The following is a 22,912-nucleotide window of genomic DNA, read 5'->3' as shown; positions in this document are numbered from 1 at the left end:
AGAGTAAAAATACTCACCCAACAAACAAATGATGAATTTGACACCCTCTCTTAATGTACGAAAATAATCGTACAATGACTATCTTTTAATTTTCGGGAACACCCAAAGCACAGGCAAACAATTTGTAAATATCTTGTTCTAAAATGCCCCAATGGCAACAGCACTCACTCTTGCATAAACAGGAAAGTCTGCAGGATCTCCCCTTTGAAGTATCTTAAGAGATGTTTTTTAAGCTATAGAGGGGATGCTGCCAGCCATTCGGCGTAGGAATCTTTGGTTTCATATAACTTTAAGTGCACCGGTATTATATTTTGAGGCAGGTTCTTGTCAAATATTCTTTTTACATACAACAGGATATTTTCTGCGGTAGGTTCACAGGGCCATATTTCCAGGTTCTCGTGGGTGCTTATTTCAGGATGCGCTGTTACATAATCGGCAGATAACACTATTTTATGATCCAGCAGCGTTACTACCTCTGCACCGGCCTTTTTTATATCTTTAAAGTCCAGGAGAAAACCAGGAGCTGGAATGAATTCTGTATCCGGCAGCTTTCCGCTTATGGTAACATGCAGCTCGTAAGAGTGCCCGTGAATATTTTTACACTGCCCATCATAACCATAAATAGCATGCGCTGTTTCAAAATGAAAAACCTTTGTTAATCGTATCATACCTGTTAGATAAATATAAACTGCTGCAAAGATGTGGAACAAAATGATATGTAGCAAATCGAGGTTAAACGCATGATGCAAACAGGTAAAATACTTCTTTACTACTGTAGCAATCACATATGGATACCTGGTTTCTTGCCACCTTCATTTTTCTCTTAAACTATTTCAAAACAAGATTGTCCAGATAAAAATAAAAAGCATCGGTTTCTCCTACAAAAATTTTTTCTATTTTTCCATTTTTATCAATCAGTATTTTTGTCGGTGCTGCATAGATATTAAAAAGTTTTACTAAATCTGTTTTTTGGGCATTGTTTAAAATTTGCGGCCAGTCAATCCGATTTTCATCAACAACTTTTTGAATATTGCTTTTGTTATCATTGTAGGCAACACTGATAAATTTAATCCTGCCCTGATATTTTTGATGGTAATTCTTCATTCTTTCTATTCCTTTTAAACATGGCGTGCACCAGGTGCCCCAAAAATCAACTATTGTATAAGCGCTTTGTGGTAATCCGATCATAACATTTTCTCCGTCCAAAGATGTGACTGAAATCACGGGAGCAGGTACCCCTACGGCAATTTTTTCTGCCGCAGCTATCTTTAAAAAAATATCTTTCAGGTAGGACGACTGTTGTAAGTCTACCGGAAATTTATCAAACAAATACCTGGCTTTTTCAGCGTTTACTTCGGTTTTAAAATAAGTGTTGAAAACATAAGCACCAACTATATTACCAGTATTCTCTCTGATAAATTCTTCTATTACCTGATCTTCAATGGTGTTTATAAAATCATAGAGTTTATTACAAAGACCTTTTCCTTCAGCAGTCAATTGTTTTGAATAAGAAGTGTCTATAACTTTTCGCGCAATCCCGACCAGCGGGTTTAAATGACTCCTAAAGCCTTCATAGGTATCATTATATCTTGTTTCAGATAATTGAACAGGGCTATTCCCCAAATTCTGAAATTCTGAGTTAAGGCTGCCAGACCCGCTACCTGCAAAAAATCTACGGAAATTACTATTCCTGTTATTTTTGAAATCCATAGCGGCAATCGTAAGCAGTGCCGGATGTTCCAGTTTCCTTGAAAAATGGAATTCCCCTGTTGGGCTAATCAAAGTATCAACCTTGTCTTCGGTGCCGAATAATATCATTAAAGAATCAGGATAATTAATTTTCCCGGAAAAAATAAATTCCTGGCCATTGGCAGAGGTGGTTCCTAAAAGGCAATAAAATGCCATCATGAAAATAATCTTTTTCACCTTTCGAATTTTAAGTCTTGAGTAATGATACCTTAACGTGTGGCGTGTACCTTATCCTTAATTTGTATGATTATATAACAGACAACCGCTATTGAAAATGCCTGCAAAAGCAGAGAAAACATAATATTACCCTGGTAGACAATCAGACTGAAGCAGATTATCGCCAAACAAATAAGAATGCCGGCGAGATAAAACCTGATCGCTTTTCTGTAATAGGAAATATACGCGTTATAAAAATCAGGCTGTTTCCTGATCAGTCGCATGCACTTGTCCTCAAAATAAATATTCTTGAGTTCAAGTTTTGAGGAAGCAATGAGGTTCAATATTTCTTCCTCTTTTTCATCCGTCTTTTTCATCTTTTTTAGATTGAAGTTCTTTTACCATCTTTACTATTTCTTTTTTGGCCCTGTGTAATGTGACCTTTGTTTTAGGTATCCCCCATTTCATTATTCCTGCTATTTCTTTTATGGAATACTCATCAATATAAAACAATCTTAATACCAGGCCTTTTTCTTTCGCAATGCGGTTTAATGCGTATTGGATAATTTCTATGTTATCATTTAATTCCGGGGAATCGCTATAATCAATAAGGTTTTCATTAAAGCGCTCCGATAAAATGATGTGGGCTGCTATTTGCGTTTTTTTTCTATTCGCTTCGTTAATGGCTATTTTAATTAACCAGGTTTTAAAGCTGGATTTGTTCCCGAAATTTTTTAAATATCTAAAGGCATTTAAAAATGCGTCCTGTACCGCTTCTTCTGCAAGCTGGCTATCTTTTAAAATTGTAAATGCATAAGTGAATAGGATATTTTTATATTTGTTGATAAAAAATCTAAAGGATTCGGAATCCCCATCGCAAACTTTAGTAATGTATTCCTGATCAATTGAATTATCCTTCACCTCAGGGCCTTTTATCTTTATTTGAAAACACTACTGCTATCCCGCAACATATGATGAGTATTGCCAAAGGCATCGAATTTATATTGACTATTTTAGGATTTATGAATAACAATATTGAAATAATCAACAACCCTGCGCCCAGACCTAATAATATGGCCCCTATTCTCTTCCAAAGGAAGCGGTTGTCATCATTTTTTAAAGAATCGGGATCTATCCCTTTTTCGATCAACCTTAGTCGCTCCAAATGTTTCGCCTTATGCGAGAAGAACCAAGCAAGAAATACGAATACGCCTAAACAGACCAAAAGAATGGTTATAACGGTTTTGATATCCATATAATATTAGATACCTGGAAAAGGAAAAAAGGTTACAATTTTATCAAAATATGTGCGATTAAATTCATTTCTTATGCTCTTGCCAGTGTTTTACTGGTTGGCGGAAGCTACAATGGGATAAAAAAAGTCACCGAATCGGTGACTTAAAAAAATATATTCCGCTATACTGTTCTGTTATCCCTGGGCAGGGAGCGTCGAATCTTTCGCCGGTGCCTGGTCTATCAGTTCCATAAACTGGTCTAATTTAGGAGTGATGATAATTTCAGTGCGGCGGTTCCTGGTCTTTCCTTCCTCAGTAGCATTATCAGCAACAGGATTATATTCACCGCGTCCGCCCACAGTCAGACGCTTTGGATTTACTCCGTAATTATTTTGCAGCGCCTGTACCACAGACGAAGCGCGCAGCGAACTCAGATCCCAGTTGTTGCGGATATTAGGCCGGTTGATCGGTACATTATCTGTATTACCTTCAATTAACACGTCATAATCTTTATAATCAAGTATGATCTTCGCAATTTTGCTCAATGTTTCTCCTGCCCTTTCTGAAATTTCGTAACTGCCGGATTTGTACAGCATATTATCGGACAATGAAATATATACCACACCTTTCAATACTTTAATATCAACATCCCTTAGTTCTTCCCTGCTTAAAGAGCGGGTAAGATTATTGGTAAGCACTATATTAAGCGAGTCGCTTTTATTCTTGGCATTGACCAGGTGCTGTATATACCTGTTTGAAGCATTGATCTCATCTACCAGCTTTGCAATATTTACATTGCCCTGGGTATTTTGATTAATGCTTTTATCGAGGGTACCCTGTAAAGTGGCTAACGCTTTTTTCAGAGAGGCATTGTTAGCTCTTTCCTGCTCCAGCTGTTCTTCAAGGCTTTTTACCCTCGCCTGACTGCTGGCCAGATCTACCTGTGCGGTCTGGTACCTGCTGTTCAGGTTATTATAATCAGCCTGCAGTGCCGTAAATTTTTTGGTACTTACACAACCTGTTAACATTAATCCACCGAGCATAGCTGCTACCGGAGCTATAAAAATTCGCTTATTCATTCAACAATATTTTAATTAAAACAACCTTAAATGCCTGAATTGCAGGCACAAAAACATATTTTATTGAGTAGGATGACAAATTAAATGCCTAAGTTGCATCTGCTTTCATCTTATTGATCCACTTTAACAAAAATAGCAGCCCGATACCATCTTAAATATCTAATTATCAACAGATTAAAATAAAATTTGTTAATGAAATTCAAAAATAAAAAAATATTAATTGTAGGCCAGGGTATATCAGGCACCCTGTTATCCTGGTTTTTAGAAAAAGAAGGGGTTGAGTGTATAATTATTGATGATGAAACGAAAAATACACCTTCCAAAACCGCAGCCGGTTTAATCAATCCTGTTACTGGCAGGCGTGTCGTTACCGTTTGGCTGGATGAGCACATCTTACCCTTTGCCGAAAAAACATATAACGAAATCGGTACCTTTCTTCATATAGCCGCTATTTCTAAGACCAGCATTATAGATTTTTTTCCTAATCCTTTCATGAGAGAGAGTTTTCTAAAAAAACTTAACCAGCAGGCTCCTTATATCAGCCTCGCAGATAACGAAACTTACCTGTCAGCATACTTCAATTATGAATTCGGAGCAGGCCTCATCAGCCCTTCTTATATCGTACATTTACAGACATTATTGCCGGCATGGAGAAATTACCTTATTTCAAAAGGCCGGTTCATCAATACCAATTTTAATTTTTCAAAACTGAAAGTAAATGCCGACCATATCATATATGACGATATGGAAGCCGACCTTATCCTTTTTTGCGACGGTGCTTATGGATATACCAATCCTTATTTTTCCCTTTTGCCCTTTGCTTTAAATAAAGGCGAAGCTGTCATTATTGAGGCACCGGACTTACCCGCTGATCTTATTTATAAGAAATCGCTGGCGCTGATCCCTTTTGGAGAGAAAGGCACTTTTTGGGCAGGCAGTAATTATATATGGGATTTTGACGATGATAAGCCAACAGCAGCATTCAGAAAGTCGGCAGAGCAAACCTTAAAAAGCTGGCTTAAGGTTGCTTTTAAGATCGTAGATCATAAAGCGGCTGTCCGCCCTGCCACTGTAGAGCGTCGGCCGTTTGCAGGCCTTCACCCTGTTCACAAAAACGTTGGTATTTTAAATGGCATGGGCACTAAAGGATGCTCACTTGCCCCCTATTTTGCCAGCCAGCTCACATCGCATATTTTGCATCAGGCTCCTATTGAAAAAGATGCTGATATTAACAGGCACGGCCGTATCCTGATAAGAACCTCTGCATAACATCCATATCGGCTAAAGAAAATGAGGTTATTTAGACTTTCCTTGCAACGATGCAGGCAACCGGAAGAGCAAGCATTTTTAATAAAACATCCTGCTATTTATTTATTGTTTCCGTAATAACCGTATTTCCGCAATTTTTCCTGTCATAAATTCACTATGCGCATTGATGCGTATTTCTGCTGTTTCCAAATTCAGAAGACCGGTTGGAATTGAAATGACCTTTGTTTGCAGCACATTGCCCTTTCCGCCGTTTAGTTGTAATGTAGTAAGCTTGCTGCCGTTGATGAGCACATCAAAATTCCTGTTTTTATCATTGTCAAAATATTTTAGATACAGCTGCGCGGCACCGGTCGTCTTAACCCGGTAGCTGAACCATCCACGGGCTTCCCGCCAGTGCACATCGTCCGTAAAACCGGTGCGGGAATCCTGCTGCTGTATAAAATGATCCGATTCCGGCTGCTGTTCACCACAAACCACTTTATCCACTGTAACCCCATCCAGCTTTATCCTTTCCTGCTCCTCCGCTTCAATTTTCTTTTGTATTTCTTTTACTCCAGCAGTTGTAGCCTGCGGCCAGTAAATGATATAGCGCGACGCATGCAGCCTGTAAAAAGGTATCAGCTCCATACCTGTTGCGTATTTTTCGGGGAACAGGCTGTTCAGCTGAAAGGTCAGTGGTTTGCCTTTAACCGGTGTTAGCAATGCAGGCAGGCTGTTTGCATTGCCTACAACAATCGGCATATCTTTAAGGGGTATTTGCTTTCCCCTGGCAATATGCCCGCCGCGGCTGTCATCAGCAAATAATCCCTGCTGATCATCTGCTGTTGTTTTTGCGGCCAGTACTACTGGCCCGTACAGGAACGTATAATAATTGGAATGATCGGGCAGCTGCTCTGTATGCAATTGCATAGGCATTTCCATTGTAACCACATCTCCTTTTCTCCATTTACGGCTAATGGCAACATACCCGTTATTATTTTGAGCCGGATAGTGCTTCCCGTTTACGGAAACTTTTAATGCACCAGCAGCCACCCACTCCGGCCAGCGCAGTTGCAGGGTAAAGGAGGTTGCTTTATGAGGATGAATGGTCAGCTTCGTTTTCGCTTCATCAGGAAAATGATTCTCCTGTACGATGCGCACCTTTTTCTCCTTCCAGTTTAATGCCGAGGGAATAAACAGGTTTACATATAATTCATGACCGGTGTGCGCATAGATCATTTCCCCGTATTTGGAATGGCTTTCCAGTCCCGAGCCCACGCAGCACCACATGCTGGTTTGTGGCTGGGAATATACACGATAGTGACCGGGACGCATCTGCGTAAAGTAAACCAACCCGCCGGTTTCGGGATGCTGGGTGGAAAGAATATGATTATACAATGCCCGCTCGTAATAATCCATGTATTTTTTGTCCTTAGAAGTCTGGTAGAGCATTTTGCTCAACCGCAGCATATTGTAGGTATTGCAAGTCTCCGGCCCTTCAATACTTGTTACCATGCGCGAGAAATCGCTTACCGGGTTGAAGTGCTCAGAAATACTGTTACCCCCGATACTTACGGATCGCTGCTGCACCACAGTTTCCCAGAAGAAACGGGCAGCATCTTCCCATGAAGCATTTCCTTCTACCTCCGAAATGCGTTTAAAACCCAGCACTTTGGGTATCTGCGTATTGGCATGCATACCGGTAAGCTTATCCTCGTGGTGCAGTAAAGGATCGAGGATGGCGAGGTGCGAAAACCGGTGCGCCAGCTTTAGATATTTCTCGTTGCCGGTAATAGCAGCTACATCGGCGAAAGTTTCATTTAGCCCTCCATGTTCGCTGCGCAGCATGTCCTGTATCTGCGTATCGGATAAACGGGACACTAACTGCACGGCCCAGTCGGTCATCTTTATCAGCATTTCTTTTGCTGTTATATTACCTGCAACAAGGTAAGCATCTCTCAGCCCCGCGTAGGTTTTATGGATATTGTACAAAGGCACCCATTTGCCATTGAGATCAAAGCCGCCTGCTTTAATATTACCGGATGCTATTTCCTGCCAGATGGCTTTCCCGCCCGGCACGCCGCCTATATAACCATTCCCGTTGGCATCCTGGCATCTTTTTAATTCACTGATCATATAATCCAGGCGGTTCCTGATAGCCGTATCGCCGGAGGAAGCATACATGAGCGATAAGCCCGAAAGGTAATGCCCGCCGATATGACCATCCAGCCCGGTATTCTCCCAGTTGGTATAGCTTTGTGCTTTGGGAGTTAAACCTGCTTCGCGCAGAAATGGCGCCAGCAGCCGGTCGGCATCCAGCTCTAAAAGGTATTCTTTGTTTAAGTCTTCGGCATGTTTAAACGGGCTTTGCCGCAGGGTTACATCCTGCAGATTGAAATAGCTCAGCATTGGCTTTTCCTGTGCATTTATTGTAACCTGGAATAAAAGAGTAACTAAAGTAATGTTCAAAAAATCTCTTACCATTTTTCGTATTTTTTATTTTCACTTTTTTGTTTGTCCAAAAAATGCAGCCGGTCCCAATAACTATCGGAAGTCGCAGGCTATTTCCGGCGTGAATTGCTATCATCGGTCTGCTTGGCATATAAACTATCAATATTTGCTTACGCCTGATTTTATAAATTTCCAATTATCAAATAAACACGACGCCCGGTTTAGCCCAAGTCCCATCACTTGCTCTGAGATATTATGCCCTGTTACAGGCTCAACACCTTCCGTTGTCATCTGTATGCGCTTTATGGTACCGTCTGCGTTATAGTATAGATTATCTATACAAACAGAACGGCTATAACTGCCGCCATCCGTTTGGATGGCACCATTGTGATATATAAAATAGGAGCTGCCTTTAAAATCAACAATCGCCTGGTGATTCGTATTGCTGTTACCTGCTATTTCATTTAAAATGCCTTTATATTCCCAGGGGCCATTAATACTGCGGCTCATGGCATAGGCAGTTTTTTCGGGAAAGCCGGTGGCATAGGTTAAATAATACCATCCATTGCGTTGATGTACCCAGGGCGCTTCGGTGAAATCAAATCCATCAAATTGAATATGTTTAATTTCCCCGTCAATCTCAAGCATATTTTCTTTGAGTTTTGCATAATAGCACTCCCTGTTGCCCCAGAATATCCATGCCTGCCCATCGTCATCTGTAAATATAGCCGGGTCAATACAGGCCCAGGAATGAGTGGAGGCAAAACAATCTTTATTGGTGAGCAAGGGCTTGCCTAAAGCATCTTTATACGGCCCCTCCGGCCTGTCGGCAACGCCTACGCCAATGCCGCTCCAGTTGGTGCTGATGTACCAGTAATATTTGCCGTTGCGCTTTGCTACATGACCTGCATACGCATCACCACTTTTCGCCCAGGAAAAATCGGTAATTTTCATGGATACGGGATACTCTGTCCAGCGATGCAGATCGGTAGTGGAATAGACCAGCCAGTCTTTCATTTTATACCCTTTCTGCCCACCGGCAAAATCGTGCCCCGCAAAAAGCCATAGGGTATCCTTCTCCACCATAGCGGCAGGATCGGCGGTGTAATGATGGGTGATAATGGGATTGCCTTTTGAGGTGAAATGATAGTGATCACCTGCCGCCTGCGGTTGTAAAAGCGTTACCGGAACACCACCCCATTTTTCATTTAACCGGCGGGCCTCTTCTTTTGTAATGCTGATAACGCTGCCGTGCCGCGGGTTGAAATTTTTGGTGAATGATTCGGGCTTAGCAGTAAAATTAAACAGGTCTGTACTTCTCTGGAATTCGTAACGTCCGCTGGAGTACAGGTCGTACATTAAAATATATTCACCAGAATTATTCAATCTAAACACACTGGATCCTTCTACACTGGTTTTGGTATCGGCATAAGCATCTAAGTATTTGAGATCTTCTTTCCAGGGGCCGCGCAGGGATTTAGCTGTCGCCTGCCGGATACCATTCTTAAATTCTTTTCCTGCTTCATCTTTCGTATTGCCTTTATAAAAGAAATGGTACAGACCGTCTTTATAAATAATATCCCCGTCAATGCCGCCATATTTAGGACTGAACATTAAAACCGGTTCTTTTTCAAAGCCTGTAAAATCTTTATTGGCATAGGCCGAATAAAAATCGAGTTTATCATTACCATGAAATCGAACGGTAAAATACACTAAATGTTTCTTTGCTTTACTATCATAAAAGGTTTGCGGGGCCCATACCCATTTTACATCACTGAATTTTTTGGGATATAGTTTAGCCAGGTCAATAACGCTATGCTTCCAATCCAGTAAATTATCCGATCTCATCAGGATGATACCGGGATTATTGTCCCAGCCATTTTTCATGGTGAACATATCTGTTGCTACCATATAAAAATTTTTGCTATCAGCACCTCGCAGTATATGCGGGTCGCGGATACCTCCTGTCTGGGATATTCTATCAGAAGGAATAAGGGGCTGGTTCCTGTTCAGCGCAAACCAGTTGATGCCGTTCTCACTTACTGCAAACCGTAACTGTTCCTGTTTGTCTTTTTGTCCCGAACCCTCGAAATAGGCAAAAAGATAACCGGCAAAGCTCTTTTCCGAAGTAGCTATTTGGGCATTGCTTCTAAAAAAAACAATGATCAATAGTATTGTCAACAGATGTTTACTTATTACCACTATTATTATACATTAAAATCTCACAGCTATTGCCTTTCCGTTATATGAAACTGTCATATCAAATACTGTTGTATGGGCATCAGCCATTGGCCTGCCTGCTTTTGCAATAACAATATTAAACTTCCGCTTTATAAGCATACCACTGTATGCGCCTTTACGATTTGCAATGGTCAATGTTTTTGCATTATCGTTCCAATGAAAATTAATTTCAGTATAAGCACCTTTTTCATAGTTGTAATTATCTCCTTCATCTTCATATAACGTAAAATCAGCGTCTGCTCCAGGATAGATCCTTATCTCCAGATTATCCCACTTCTTTTCCATGGCATACTGCACTTTTGGCCCCCAGGGAATAATAGCACCGGCTTTTATATACAGGGGTATTATTTCGTGGGGAGTTTGTTTATTTACCGTTGTGCCTCCATTTAATAAATCATTTGTCCAGAAGTCGTACCAGTTTGCCCCGGCAGGCAAATATACATTTTGTGAAATAGCATTTTTTTCAGTTACCGGCGCTACTAAAAATGATCTTCCAAACAGGTATTCGTCACTAATATTATAAACAGTTGTATCCTGTTTATAATCCATAAACAGCGCACGCATAAAAGAGCCCGAACGAGCGGTTACATCCCATGCTGAAGCGTAGATGTAAGGCAACAAACTGTAACGGAGATTAATATATTTTTCCTGTACATCGAAAGCCCATTCGCCGCGATTGCCAAACTGGTAAATCTCTCGTTTAACATCTGTTCCGTGCGATCGCATCATAGGTGTAAAAGCGGCAAACTGCATCCACCGTGTATAAAGATCCTGAAACTCCGGATTTTTGGCACCGCCGCCACTATTAAAACGGCCTGCAAAAAAGCCTCCAATATCAGCGTTCCAATAGGGAATGCCTGTAAGAGAAAAATTCAATGCAGCCGGGACCTGTTTTTGCAAAACCTCCCAGGTTGAACTCACATCGCCACTCCATATATTAGCACCATAGCGCTGCTGACCTGCAAAAGCAGAGCGGGTTAAAATGCTTACACGCTTTGCACTTGTTGTATTGCGCTGGTGTGTATAAACACCACCTACATGCATTAGCGGGAAAGCATTCACAACGCTCCTGTAAGTACCAAGATAAGTGGGCTGGTCAAAATCTTTATCTTTTATGTTAATATGGTCAGGTTCTGAAGAGTCGAGCCACCAGGCATCGTTTTCTATTGCAGCAAATAACCCTTTGTTCATGTACTCCCAATAAATATTACGCGCTGTCGGATTATACACATCATAAGGGCGTGAACCGCTGCGTGGCGGCCATGTTTCAAAATCTATCAGCATTTTCTTTTCCTTAAATTCCTTATATAATGGAGTATGCGGGCCAACGCCAGGCCATGCCACAATAAATAACCGGGCATTCATTTTATGTATGGAGTCTGCCATTGCCTGGGGACGGGGAAAGGAAGCGGAGTCGAATGACATCGCATTCCAATTGCTGTCTTTTCCCCAATACTGCCAGTCTTGTATAATGCCATCTAAAGGCACTTTCAACTCACGGTATTTTTTTACAACTTCAGTTAACTCAAACTGGGTTTTATACCGCTCACGGCTTTGATTAAATCCAAACACCCATAGTGGCATCAAAGGAGCTTGCCCCGTAAGGGACCTCATCTGAGCCACCATAGCATCACCATCTCTCCCATACATAAAATAATAATCTGCACAATTACCCACTTCTGAATCAAAAGAAGTTTCCTGGCGATTGTCGGTAAAAGTAGTAGCCGAATAATTATCCCAGAATACTGTATACCCTTTTACTGAAATAAAATAAGGAATTGCCACTTTCATATTGTCCTGGCGCAAGAATATTTTCTGGTTCCTCTGGTTTAAGCGGCCATTTTGCTGCTGCCCCAAACCATATACCACTTCATTTTTATCTAACAAAAAAGCCTGACGCACAGTAAATGTTTTATTGCCCGCATCATCAAAGGGCGTAAACTGTGCGCCGTAATCTTTTTCGGTAAACAGCGCATTACCGTTTATATCGAAGAAGGAAACCCGGCCGGTATACGTATTAAAATCCACGCGAATATCCGCGCTTTGAAGAGACAAAATATTCTCCTTTGACGTGCTCACAACCGATATATTTTCAGGCATTTTTATAACTGACAGGCTTTGTTTATCTACTTTTTGCCCTTCAGGAGTTTTAAACACCCTAACAATTCCCGGGCTGTAAAATTGTATTTCTACGTCTATCCCCTGTGCATTAGCTTTTATACTATGCGCTGTTTGGGGAACTATCTGAGCTTTTGTTCCTGTAATTACAAACAATGTAAGAACAAATAAAAAAAAATTCCGGTATGCATTCATTGCTCTTTTTTTTAACGTTATGATATAATGATAGACAAGTCCTGCATTTATTAATTGTCTAAATTACATTTAATAAAATACATCAGCAAGCTTTTTATATTCTTTTTTACCATTAGCAGTTATCGAACCTGAAGGATCGCTTTTAAAAGAGAAATCCCCCCTCTCTGTAAAGGAGAGGAGATGTTTCTCTTCGTTGGGTATAAGACTTAAAGTTTATGATTATGAATGGCTATTTTTAATTATAGCCAGAGTTCTGTTTCAGGTTCGAATTTTTATCAATTTCAGTTTTAGGTACAGGGTAAAGTGCGCGGTAATCTCCGTTTGGAGCATGAGATAACCATGACTTCCTGGTAAAAACGCCAAAGCGGATCATATCAGTTCTTCTCCTTGCTTCCTGGTTAAATTCCCAGGCCAGTTCATCAAGAAAGCGCCCATATTGAATATCTGCACCTCCCTCCTGTGTTGAAGTAAGATGGTTTCTCAACCCGTAATCGTAAACGCTTCCCTGCTGCAACTGCGCGCCGGTTACAACCGCTTTACCCGGGTTCAGTCTGAATGCTCTCTGACGAACCTGGGTTACCAATGCCGCCGCACCATTCGCATCACCTGTACGCAATAAGCACTCCGCTTTCATCATCAGAATATCAGCATATCTGAACAGCGGCCAGTCGTTACTCAATCGGTTTGTGGCGCCCATTGCAATTTCAAATTTGCCAAGGCGGTAACCATCTACTTCCTCTGACAGATCTACGCCAGGCACATAATTTCGATACGCCAGCGGTTTCCCTACATAGGCGCCCATGGTACCAAAAATACTGTCGCCGGATGCAGTAAACTGCTGCCCATAGATAAAGTTTTCTGTCAGCCTGCTGTCTTCAGGATCAAAAGAGCTTATAAATTGAGGGATGGCGCAAACACCGCCCCACGGCGAAGACTGCAGATTGTAGGTTTGTTGGTTCTCTGGTTGCAATGTTTGCATGTGTATGTCAAACGAATTCCATTCGTTCACATACTTGGAATCAAAAGGTAACGCAAAGATGATTTCCTTAGAATTTTCGTTCTCCGTAACGAAAACACTTTTTTGGCTGGGCTCTAAAATAAATTTACCTGAACTTATTGCAAAGTTCATGATGGTATCACATACAACTTTACACTTTTCCCATTCAGGAATACCGCTATAAACCTGTGCATTCAAATACATTTTTGCAAGAAGCACAAGCCCTGCCCATTTATTAAATTTACCATACGTTTGTTTACTTACTTCATCCGTTACTTTGGGAATATTTACAAGAAGATCATTCACAATAAAATCATAGACTTCCTTTCTTGTACTCTGTTTTGGCAGGTAACCTGCCGGAACATCAAACCGGTCAACGATAGGAATATTGCCATATATATCGCACAGCATCCAGTAATAAGAAGCGCGCAACAATTTTAGCTCGGCAACTAATGAAGTAGTATCTTTTGCCGCTACAGGAATAGCACCTGATTGTACCTGGTAAATAATGCGGTTGCAATTGGTGATGCCCTGGTAGGCCCTTGTCCACACATTTACAACCACATCATCTTCTGTAGTCCATTTGTGCTCATGAATTCTCCGGTAAACGCCGCCGTCAACCCACCCATTCGGGCGCGCAGGCGTTAGCATTTGGTCGCCCGAAACCTCCTGTGCCCTGTAAACAGTATTCCACTGTAAAAGTAAACCACGCCAATCTACATAAGCAGCACCTGCCAACGCGCTGATATCTGAGCCCGTAGGTGTGAATCCTCCTGAAACGATCTGACTGTACGAAGTATCTTTTAGTTTTGTGCAGGCTGAAAAAAGCACAGGAAAAGAAACAGCAACGGCCATCCAAAATTTTATATAACACTTTATTTTTTTCATTTCTGTAATTATTACGGTTAGAAATTCACATTTAAGCCAATACTGAATGTTCTTGTAGTTGGATATTTGTATGGTGAATCAATACCCGGGTCAAGACCAGATGTAGGTACCTGTAATACTCCCGATTGTGCCGTTGAGGTTCCGTTACGTAAACTCACTTCGGGATCGATACCTTTATAACCCGTAATGATAAACGTGTTGAGCGCGGCAATATATATTCTTGCTGACTTAATGTATTTGATATGTTCGGTTTTTAAACTATATCCAACGGTTATATTGTCAATTTTCCAGAAATCACCCTTTTCTATATAATAGCTGTTAAATTCGACCGGTGATTTTAAAACAGTTTTTCCATACACGGGGTCGTAGGCATTTTTCAACAGGTTATACTGCGCCTGCGTGGGATTTTCAAACATCATTCTCTGCAAATTTGCCACCTGGAATTTGAAAGCGCCTCTTTGCGTAATCCCCAGGTCCCAATTTTTATATTGAAAACTGTTGTTCCAGGAAAGATAATATCTGGGCAGGCCATTCCCAATAACCTTTTTGTCCTCAAATGCATGTCCAAAGTCCGAATACTTTACAGGATGGCCATCCTGCCCTTCATAAACCCATTGTCCATAGTTAGCTACATCGGATGGATCATTGCCTATATCAACTACCTTATAGCCGTAGAAATCTCCTACAGAACCGCCTACTCTCAGCAAATGTGAAAAAGTTTGAATAGGCGGGAAAATAGCGCCTACACGTAGATAGTCTGTTGAAGTTTGATATAAGTCGTTGGACAGGCTCTTCAGCTTGTTGGAATTGGTTGAAAAATTAACCATAGCATTCCATTGAAAATTTTTACCTGTTACCGGTATAAAGTTCAACATTACTTCCAGTCCTTTATTTTCGAGCGTGCCTACATTTGCCAGTGTACGATTATAAAGATTGGGAGGGCTTGGCACTTCGAATAAATAAAGCAGGTTATGTATCTGACGGTTATACAGGTCAATGCTGCCCGACACTTTTCCTTGTAACATGCTAAAGTCGAGCCCAATATTTGTTTCCCGCTTTTCCTCCCATTTTAAATCGGGATTTGCATTTTGAGTAGGAATAAGTGTCTGTACCCAGTTCCCGTCTGAGTAAACAAAACCGCTATAGCCAAGCAATGCAACTCCTCTAAACAAGTCGGATGGCTGTGAGCCGGTAACGCCATATCCTGCCCTTAATTTCAAATCGTTGAAAAGTTGCTGGGTCTGCATAAAAGATTCCTGGCTGATCTTCCAGCCTGCTGAAACTGCCGGAAATGCCCCCCATGGATTATTCGTTCCCCACAGCTGGCTGGCTTTTTCCCGTCTCAGGCTGGCCATTAAAAGGTAACGTTGATCATAGTTGTAGGTAAGCCTTCCGAAAAAACCGACTAAATTTGTCTCTGCTTTATAATTACGGATAAGGCCTACATAATTGCCGCTACTGATTGCCCTGCCCAAGCCTATATTATGCCAGCTAAAAATATCAGTTGGGAAATCCCAGTTCTCCATAAAATGGTCGGTGTAATCATTTTCCTGGTAACTATAGCCACCCAGAATTGTAAAATTATTTTTAGCAATGGACCTCGAATATTCAGCTGTTAATTCTGTCAACCGATCGATGGACTCAGCACCTCCTTCCCTTGCATACCCATTACGTCCATCTCTTAATGTTGAGGCATGTTGCTTCGTTTCGGCATAACCGTATTTCTGCATCCATTTTGAATAAGAAAATAATGATGAAAATTTTAGTCCTTTAACCGGCATAAAAGAAAGTGTTCCGTTGTATCTTGATAATAACTCATTCGTTAATCCATCGCTTTCCATTACATCCGACACGGGACTTTGATAATCAAACTTGGTTAACTCCTGGAACCAGGTAACATCGCTATTTTTGACTGGCGCTGTTGGATTTTGCATTAATGCCTGCCGGTAGTTGTTTGAATTAAAGCCATTCAGTTTTCTTGAAGAACTAAATGCATTCACATTCAACTTCAGCTTGTTGTTGAACATACTATGATTGACATCAAATCTTCCGGAAAAAACCTGGTTGAATGACTTTAGGAATAAGCCCTCTGCGTTATCATAGTTCAAGCTTGCCAAATAGTTTGTTGTGGAATTACCGCCACGAATAGTGAGGTTATGATCCTGCGTTATGGGGGTACGCGTAATTTCTTTTAACCAATCTGTGCTTGCTCCCTGGTCGATTAACTCATTGTTCCGGAGCTTTGATTCAATTTGTGCTCTCATGTCCTGGGCTGTTGACATATTAAGTTTACGTGCAATTTTCTGCATACCTGCATAAGTGCTGTATTCAACAGAAGTGCGGTTACCCGCTCCTGCCCGTTTTGTAGTAATAAAAATAACGCCATTGGTTCCACGGGTTCCGTAAATAGCGGCTGCCGATCCATCTTTCAGCACATCAAAAGATTCAATATCCTGCGGTGTTATCATCCTGAGATCACCGGGTACGCCATCAATCAGCACTAACGGGTTCTGATTAACACCCATTAGGGTTGATTGTCCTCGTAAAATCATCTGGGTAGCACCTGTAGGATCTCCGCTGGGATTAATAACCGTTAAGCCGGCTACCTTGCCCTGGATGAGCTGCCCGGCATCTTTTACAGCTCCTTTTATAAAATTTTCAGCTTTTACCGAAGCAACAGAACTGGTAATATCGCCTTTTCGCTGAGTACCATAACCTATTACTACCACTTCATTTAATAACCTGCCCATTTCTTTTAACTTAACAGATATAGTAAAACTGGCGTTGGCTTTGAGCTGGTAGTTGGCCAATTCTTGCGGTTCATAGCCCACAAAAGATATAGAAAAACTATACCCATCGCCAGACGGCAATTGCGAAAAACCAAAAATACCGGCGCTATCGGTTTGCGTTGCCGCCGTGAAATTGTTACCAACATTTTTAATAATGACATTAACTCCAGCCAGCGGCTCACCACTTTCTGAACGAACCACTCCCCGAACGTCAGTGCGGCTATCCTGGGCATGAAGCAGCAGGGGCTTTAAATAAAGGATAAATAAGAGGCATAAAGAAAGTAGCCTCAACAACAAATTTGATTTCATGTGCAGCTTTTCGTTTAAGATGATATAATAAAAGACCAGCCATTGTGTATTACACAATGATTCAACCTGTACGTTGCAAAATTTTAAATGATACGTATTACTTTTTTAGCAGAAAATAAACGCCGTTTTTCTTCGTTACGATCAAGTCGTTCAGCAGTGCTATATCATTAAGTATATTTTCCAGGGAATCTCTTTTTTCAATTCGAACCGTAAAGTATTTATCCCGGATATCATCGGAAATATAGCGGATGTCAACATCATAATATACTTTTAGTTGTTCAATTACTTTATCAAGCGGCATTCCATCAAATTTATACCAATCAGGCCTTTCCACTATCGCCTTTTCTTTTTGTGGAGGTATAGCATGCGTTATCCTGTTATTCATTTTTCCACTGCTTCGTACACTGGCTGTTACCAGGCTCTTGTTATATATCAGCTGATCACCCGGCAACAGGAAAAAATCTTTTTTTAGCTTCCTGGCAATTGATTCAACAGACCTTACTACCACTTTTCCTTCGTGCAATAAAACCATTATTATATTATTTCCAGGAAACGCTTTAACAGAAAATGATGTTCCCAGTGCTGTTGTAACCAAATCATCTGAAAAAACACTAAAAGGTCTGTTCTTATCTTTTGCCACGTTAAATAAAGCCTGCCCTTCTAAATAAACAATTCTCTTTTTTTCTGCACTAAAAAGCCTATAATACCTTATTTTACTTCCCGGCTCTAATGCAACATCCGATCCATCTTCTAATAAAACATGCATCACTTGATCAGTGGTATTTACTTTTTGAACCAGGCCTGAAACCGGCACAGAAGCTGTTTCCAAAGCCACCATCCCATACCTATTGTCCTGCTGCCTCATCAATAGCCAGGTTCCCAGTATCGTTACTATAAGCGATGCGGCAATGCTCAATCTTTTGAATGTGCGGGCAGTCCTCTTTTTTCCGAACGTGCTCCTGCTTATATCTGAGAATATTTTCTTTGAAAGAGCAGGCTGCATTTCCTCCTGAGCGTTAAAATGGTGCCATTCATGCTCGTCTATATAATCGCTTAGCGCTTCGGGGTTCGACTCGAAATATTCCAAAACCAGCTTACGCTCTTCACCTGTACACTTATGTTTGAAAAACCTTTCAATTAATTCCTGCGTTACCATTTTAATTGCGTATCATTTCAAAAATTACATTTCAGAAAATCATTTTCAAAATGATATTTGATGTTAACAATAATACTACGTTTGAAATTAAGCAAACACGTAGTGTGAATGGATTTTTTTTCTAAAAAAATAAAATAATAAAAAGAGGAAGAAATAAATGAGATAGCTGTTTGAGCGCCATCGAGATATGGCATTCGACCGTTCTCACTGACAAAGAAAGCATTTGAGCAATCTCTTTATTTGACCTGGATTCGAAGCGGCTAAGTGTAAATACCCGCCTTCTTACAGGGGGCATTTGCTCTACTACAGAAGTCAGGACTACCTGTAATTCCTTGGCCTGCAAGCTTTCCAGAACATCATTCTTATATTTTTTCTTACCATTCGATGCTAATAAATGCCTTTCTCTGTTCAGCTCTTTTCGCAAAAGATCGATACAGGTAGTCTTAGCAATCCGAAATATCTGGATTGGCAACGACAAAGATTCGTCAAGAGAATTTCGGTAATCCCATAGTTTTATGAACGTGAGTTGTGTTGTTTCTTCAGCGATATATGCTGAATTAGTTTTTGACAAAACATAGTAATACACCCTTTGATGGTATGCATAAAATACCTCAGAAAACACAATCGTATCAGCCTGTTTTAATGCAGCAATCGTATTAAAGAAATCCATTAATCAATATTTTGCATTTTACTAAATAGACTTCATATCAATTTTTGGTTTATATAAATACCTACCAAGAGCTATATTCTCTATCAGAGGCGCTTATATCTTATAGCAATAGAAAGACAAGTTATAACAAAAATAACTCAAAAAACTAATTTTTGTATATTTTACAATTAATCACTTCTTTTTTTCAATACATCGCCAGGCATTATGCCTGTTTATTGTTCGTCACGGTCTTCATAACTGGCAAAGCAATAACCCTTAAAGTTTCGATCTGCTGGCATTGGATATGCTGGAATCGCTGAGCCGTATGGAATCTAAAGGAATATCTTCCCTGAACCACGGCCCCTTGTTTTTGGAAAAACCGGGAACGGGCTTACTACAATCAACAAGAATACAGCATATTTCATCATTATCTATCCGACTTTTTTAATATAAATTATAACAGCCCTTACTTTACAACCACTCCAGGATGCGCTTAGATTGAGATTTCTTCGCTATGCAGCGAAGCGACGATAAATTTAATTTTACATTTAAAACTTCATATCCAGCTTCCAGTTATCTGCTAAACGCTGCGCTTCTTTTTTAGTAAGATGGATCACAGCGCCATGCTTTTGAACAGAAAAATTAGTCCGTCGCATCATTCCTTCATCAAAGTGTCCCAGGTTTGTGAACGTTTTAAAATCGCTGGTTTCTGCAAACCCGAAATTATGCGGTTTGATACTGAAAATGTCGTACATCAGCACCCATTTATTTTCACCGATACGTTTAAAAACATTAGGCGCTTCACAGGATCCTTTTTCAAAATCCACCTGGTTCGGCAGGTACTGGTACCCGCTGTTGACCTGATTGGAAAAAGCCATTTTGATACCGCCGGGATTTTCCTGGGCCACATACATCATACAATAGCGTCCATCAGGTAAACATGTAATATCAGCATCAAGGATCTGTCTGGCAGTGTCTGGATATTCAAATAATATTCTGGGCCGGGAACTTAGCTCGGTAAACCCTTTATTGAGATAAGCATAATAAAGTTTTGTTTTACCATGGCCCATTCGCATGGTAAAGTAGATCATGATCTTTTTCGCTTTCTGATCATATATCAGCTCGGGTGCCCATGCGCACCCAACATTCAATCCGGGAAATGCTTTATGAATGTCAAGCACTGCATGCGACCAGTTGATCAGGTCTTTCGATTTCATCAGCACAAAGCCACGGTTATTGCCCCAGTCATACAACTCCTGCGGACGCTCCCACACAGTTTGCCTGTAGCCTTTTTCTTTACCGAAAATATGCAGGTCGGTCATAGCCATATAAAAGTACCCGTCATCTCCCCGCATAATATAAGGGTCGCGGATGCCTTTTTGCTCAGCAATGGTATCTCCGGCAATAAGCGGTTGGCCATTATTTACATCTGTAAACGAGTAGCCGTCTTTACTCAATGCAAAGTACAGGCTGTGAGTATCATCTTTAAAATAAACCAGCAGGTAGGCTGCCATATCCTTTTCTGATGGTGTTATCTTTTGCTTCTGCGCAACAGATAGCAGTACGCAACCAATCAATAACAGGAAAACAAATATTCTTCTTATCACCATATTTTTTTACTTGAAAAGTTTCAAAGGCCTATACGATCTGTTATTACAAAACCGCCTTCCGGCTGTATCAGCAGATCTACGATGCCTTTTTTACTGATATTGACCGGCTTAGACACCGGCTCTTTTTCCTTGCCGTCAGTAATCAGCCTTACATTTTTCCCAGCGAATACAGAAATATCCAGCTTTAGCTTTACTGTTTGCTTTTGCGCATTGATGCCTGCGATATACCAGGTATTTCCATTACGGCGGGCCAGTACCACATATTTACCCGGATAACCGTCTATATATCGCGTCTCATCCCAGGTAGTAGGCACCTGCTTCATAAAACCGAGGGTTACCGGCGAAGCATCGGTAAGATTATTGGGCGCTAATGCAAAAAACTGGAGCGGGTTTTGAAACAATATAGCAACAGCCAGCTGGAAAGCATCGGTAGTGCGCCTGACAGAACCTCCGTTATTGTTCTTATTGAGCCGTTTGTTCAGGAAAGTTCCTCCAAATTCCATAGAGGCAACAGTATTTCGGATAAACGGATGCAACGTGGCATTGAAGGCTTCCTGGTCACAGGCTGCCTGCGCAAACACCATATTTTCTGAGGCCAGCACGGCTTCGCTTCCTACAAAATTAGGATACATACGTTCCCAGCCGCGGGGTAAGGTAGCGCCATGAAATATTACCATCAGCCCGTGATCATCCGCATCACTGAGAATGGATTCGTACAGCCTTATGGTTTCCTGCTTATCGCCTCCAAAAAAATCTACTTTAATGCCTTTTACGCCCAGGCTTTGCAGCCATTTCATTTCGCGCTTGCGGAGGATAGGATTATCCATTTTGTTGACAGGGCCCTGCTCAATATCGTTCCAATATCCGCTGGAGCTGTACCAGAGAAAAACGTTCACATTTTTGCTTTGAGCGTATTTTATTAAAGATGCCATTTGGTCATAGCCGATGTTTTTATCCCACCAGTTGTCGATTAGTACATACTCATAACCCATAGCAGCGGCCAGGTTGATGTACTTTACCTGGTCTTCGTAGTTGATACTATTATCCTGCCAAAGGATCCAGCTCCAGGTACCCCGGCCAAATTTATAAGTATGGCTGGTTTCATATAAAGGTTTTACCACATCCCAGGGAACAGTAGTTTCCACAATGGGCTTTAAAGTTTCTCCTATGGTTAATGTGCGCCAGGGAGTACGACCAGGAAGCGCAAATGCCGGTGCAACTGTTCCGTTCCCATCATTTTCCTCTGCCATTGGAAAAGCTATACGGTACAATCCGTTTGACTGATATTCGCTTAGGCGGGAGGCACAATAGCGGCTGTCCACACCGGTCTCACTTACCAAAACCCATCCTTCTGTTCCTACCCGGAACAAGCAGGGAAATGTATAGCCTTTACCATATTGCGAAGGCGTATCCATGGCTGCATCTGCCTTGTAAGGCTCTTCATAGCTGGGCTTGGTACGTTTCCAGCCGATCATGGCATCGCTTTGAGGAGTTAAAAAAGTGGTTGTTTGGAAAGGGAATCTAAAACCTGTAACTTCCTGTGAAACAGCCACACTGGTACGCCCGCTTTGCAAAGGCAGAGCATAACAAAAGGCCACATCCTGATCGCTTACACGGAATATAACATCCATATACTGCTTTTTTGCGTTGGTAAAAGTAGCTACCAGCTCATTGGCTTCATAATGCACCTGCGATCGTTTGGAGCGGTTCAGCGTATAATCTTCCGATAGCTTCGTTGTTATATGCGCGGCAAGCACCAGGTCATGTGTAAAATCTGCCATAGTAGTTTTTAGGCCTAGCGGTGAATTTTCCAGGAAAATCTTTCCGTTATATTGCACTGTATAAGCGGGGCTACCCTTATCGGTAAAAACCGTTACCTGCAGTTTGCCATCGGGGCCGGTTAGTTTTACATCCTGCGCCGTTAATACATTCGTAATACTTAAGCTAAGCAGGCAGAACAAAAGTTTTGTCATAATCTACAATTTATTTTCTCTTTTATAAAGTTCCGTTGGGTCACTTTATCCATGCAATCGTTTAATAAA

15 protein-coding genes are annotated in these 22,912 nt (G+C 41.1%); 1 reads left to right on the top strand and 14 read right to left on the bottom strand.

What is annotated here, in order from left to right:
- Positions 1–233 precede the first annotated feature (233 nt).
- From ACYVBM_RS16945 to ACYVBM_RS16925, 5 genes are all read right to left on the bottom strand, one after another.
- The gene (locus ACYVBM_RS16945) at positions 234–668 is read right to left on the bottom strand and encodes a 6-pyruvoyl trahydropterin synthase family protein (RefSeq protein WP_460686882.1); all 435 of its coding nucleotides are present in this window, start codon (positions 666–668) and stop codon (positions 234–236) included.
- 160 nt (positions 669–828) lie between these two features.
- Complete coding sequence (locus ACYVBM_RS16940; RefSeq protein ID WP_460686881.1) at positions 829–1,818, bottom strand: TlpA family protein disulfide reductase; 990 nt, start codon at positions 1,816–1,818, stop codon at positions 829–831.
- Positions 1,819–2,265: 447 nt separating this feature from the next.
- Positions 2,266–2,826, bottom strand: coding sequence for an RNA polymerase sigma factor (locus tag ACYVBM_RS16935; RefSeq protein ID WP_460686880.1), 561 nt, complete (start codon positions 2,824–2,826; stop codon positions 2,266–2,268).
- A gap of 1 nt (position 2,827) precedes the next feature.
- Positions 2,828–3,160 carry a DUF6249 domain-containing protein gene (locus ACYVBM_RS16930; RefSeq protein WP_460686879.1) on the bottom strand — a complete coding sequence of 111 codons (333 nt, stop codon included), beginning with the start codon at positions 3,158–3,160 and terminating at the stop codon, positions 2,828–2,830.
- 174 nt (positions 3,161–3,334) lie between these two features.
- On the bottom strand, positions 3,335–4,219 hold the full coding sequence (locus ACYVBM_RS16925) for an OmpA family protein (RefSeq protein WP_460686878.1): 885 nt from the start codon (positions 4,217–4,219) through the stop codon (positions 3,335–3,337).
- A 192-nt stretch (positions 4,220–4,411) separates the two neighbouring features.
- Here ACYVBM_RS16925 and ACYVBM_RS16920 point away from each other — a divergent pair, with 192 nt between their 5' ends.
- Positions 4,412–5,488 (top strand): NAD(P)/FAD-dependent oxidoreductase, encoded by a 1,077-nt coding sequence (locus ACYVBM_RS16920; protein ID WP_460686877.1) that lies wholly within the window; start codon positions 4,412–4,414, stop codon positions 5,486–5,488.
- Between the two features lie 102 nt (positions 5,489–5,590).
- Here the strand turns inward: ACYVBM_RS16920 and ACYVBM_RS16915 are convergent, their stop codons facing one another.
- The 9 genes from ACYVBM_RS16915 to ACYVBM_RS16875 all read right to left on the bottom strand — a co-directional run bounded on the left by ACYVBM_RS16915 (position 5,591) and on the right by ACYVBM_RS16875 (position 22,843).
- Entirely contained in the window at positions 5,591–7,951 is a 2,361-nt protein-coding gene (locus ACYVBM_RS16915) for a beta-L-arabinofuranosidase domain-containing protein (protein ID WP_460686876.1), read from the bottom strand.
- A 126-nt stretch (positions 7,952–8,077) separates the two neighbouring features.
- Complete coding sequence (locus ACYVBM_RS16910) at positions 8,078–10,099, bottom strand: family 43 glycosylhydrolase (RefSeq protein ID WP_460686875.1); 2,022 nt, start codon at positions 10,097–10,099, stop codon at positions 8,078–8,080.
- A 33-nt stretch (positions 10,100–10,132) separates the two neighbouring features.
- Positions 10,133–12,472, bottom strand: a complete 2,340-nt coding sequence (locus tag ACYVBM_RS16905; protein WP_460686874.1) for a glycoside hydrolase family 31 protein — start codon at positions 12,470–12,472, stop codon at positions 10,133–10,135.
- A gap of 235 nt (positions 12,473–12,707) precedes the next feature.
- A complete protein-coding gene (locus ACYVBM_RS16900; protein ID WP_460686873.1) occupies positions 12,708–14,357 on the bottom strand; it encodes a RagB/SusD family nutrient uptake outer membrane protein in 1,650 nt (549 codons plus the stop codon).
- A gap of 17 nt (positions 14,358–14,374) precedes the next feature.
- Complete coding sequence (locus ACYVBM_RS16895; protein ID WP_460686872.1) at positions 14,375–17,455, bottom strand: SusC/RagA family TonB-linked outer membrane protein; 3,081 nt, start codon at positions 17,453–17,455, stop codon at positions 14,375–14,377.
- 97 nt (positions 17,456–17,552) lie between these two features.
- Positions 17,553–18,611 carry a FecR family protein gene (locus ACYVBM_RS16890; protein ID WP_460686871.1) on the bottom strand — a complete coding sequence of 353 codons (1,059 nt, stop codon included), beginning with the start codon at positions 18,609–18,611 and terminating at the stop codon, positions 17,553–17,555.
- Between the two features lie 121 nt (positions 18,612–18,732).
- A complete protein-coding gene (locus ACYVBM_RS16885; protein WP_460686870.1) occupies positions 18,733–19,281 on the bottom strand; it encodes a sigma-70 family RNA polymerase sigma factor in 549 nt (182 codons plus the stop codon).
- Between the two features lie 527 nt (positions 19,282–19,808).
- Positions 19,809–20,870 (bottom strand): glycoside hydrolase family 43 protein, encoded by a 1,062-nt coding sequence (locus ACYVBM_RS16880; RefSeq protein WP_460686869.1) that lies wholly within the window; start codon positions 20,868–20,870, stop codon positions 19,809–19,811.
- A gap of 20 nt (positions 20,871–20,890) precedes the next feature.
- Positions 20,891–22,843, bottom strand: coding sequence for a glycoside hydrolase family 97 protein (locus tag ACYVBM_RS16875; protein WP_460686868.1), 1,953 nt, complete (start codon positions 22,841–22,843; stop codon positions 20,891–20,893).
- Between the last annotated feature and the right edge of the window lie 69 nt (positions 22,844–22,912).

The organism is Niabella aquatica (assembly GCF_054779315.1).
The sequence above is the reverse complement of the archived record's forward strand: the minus strand, read 5'-3'. Positions and strand labels throughout refer to the sequence as shown.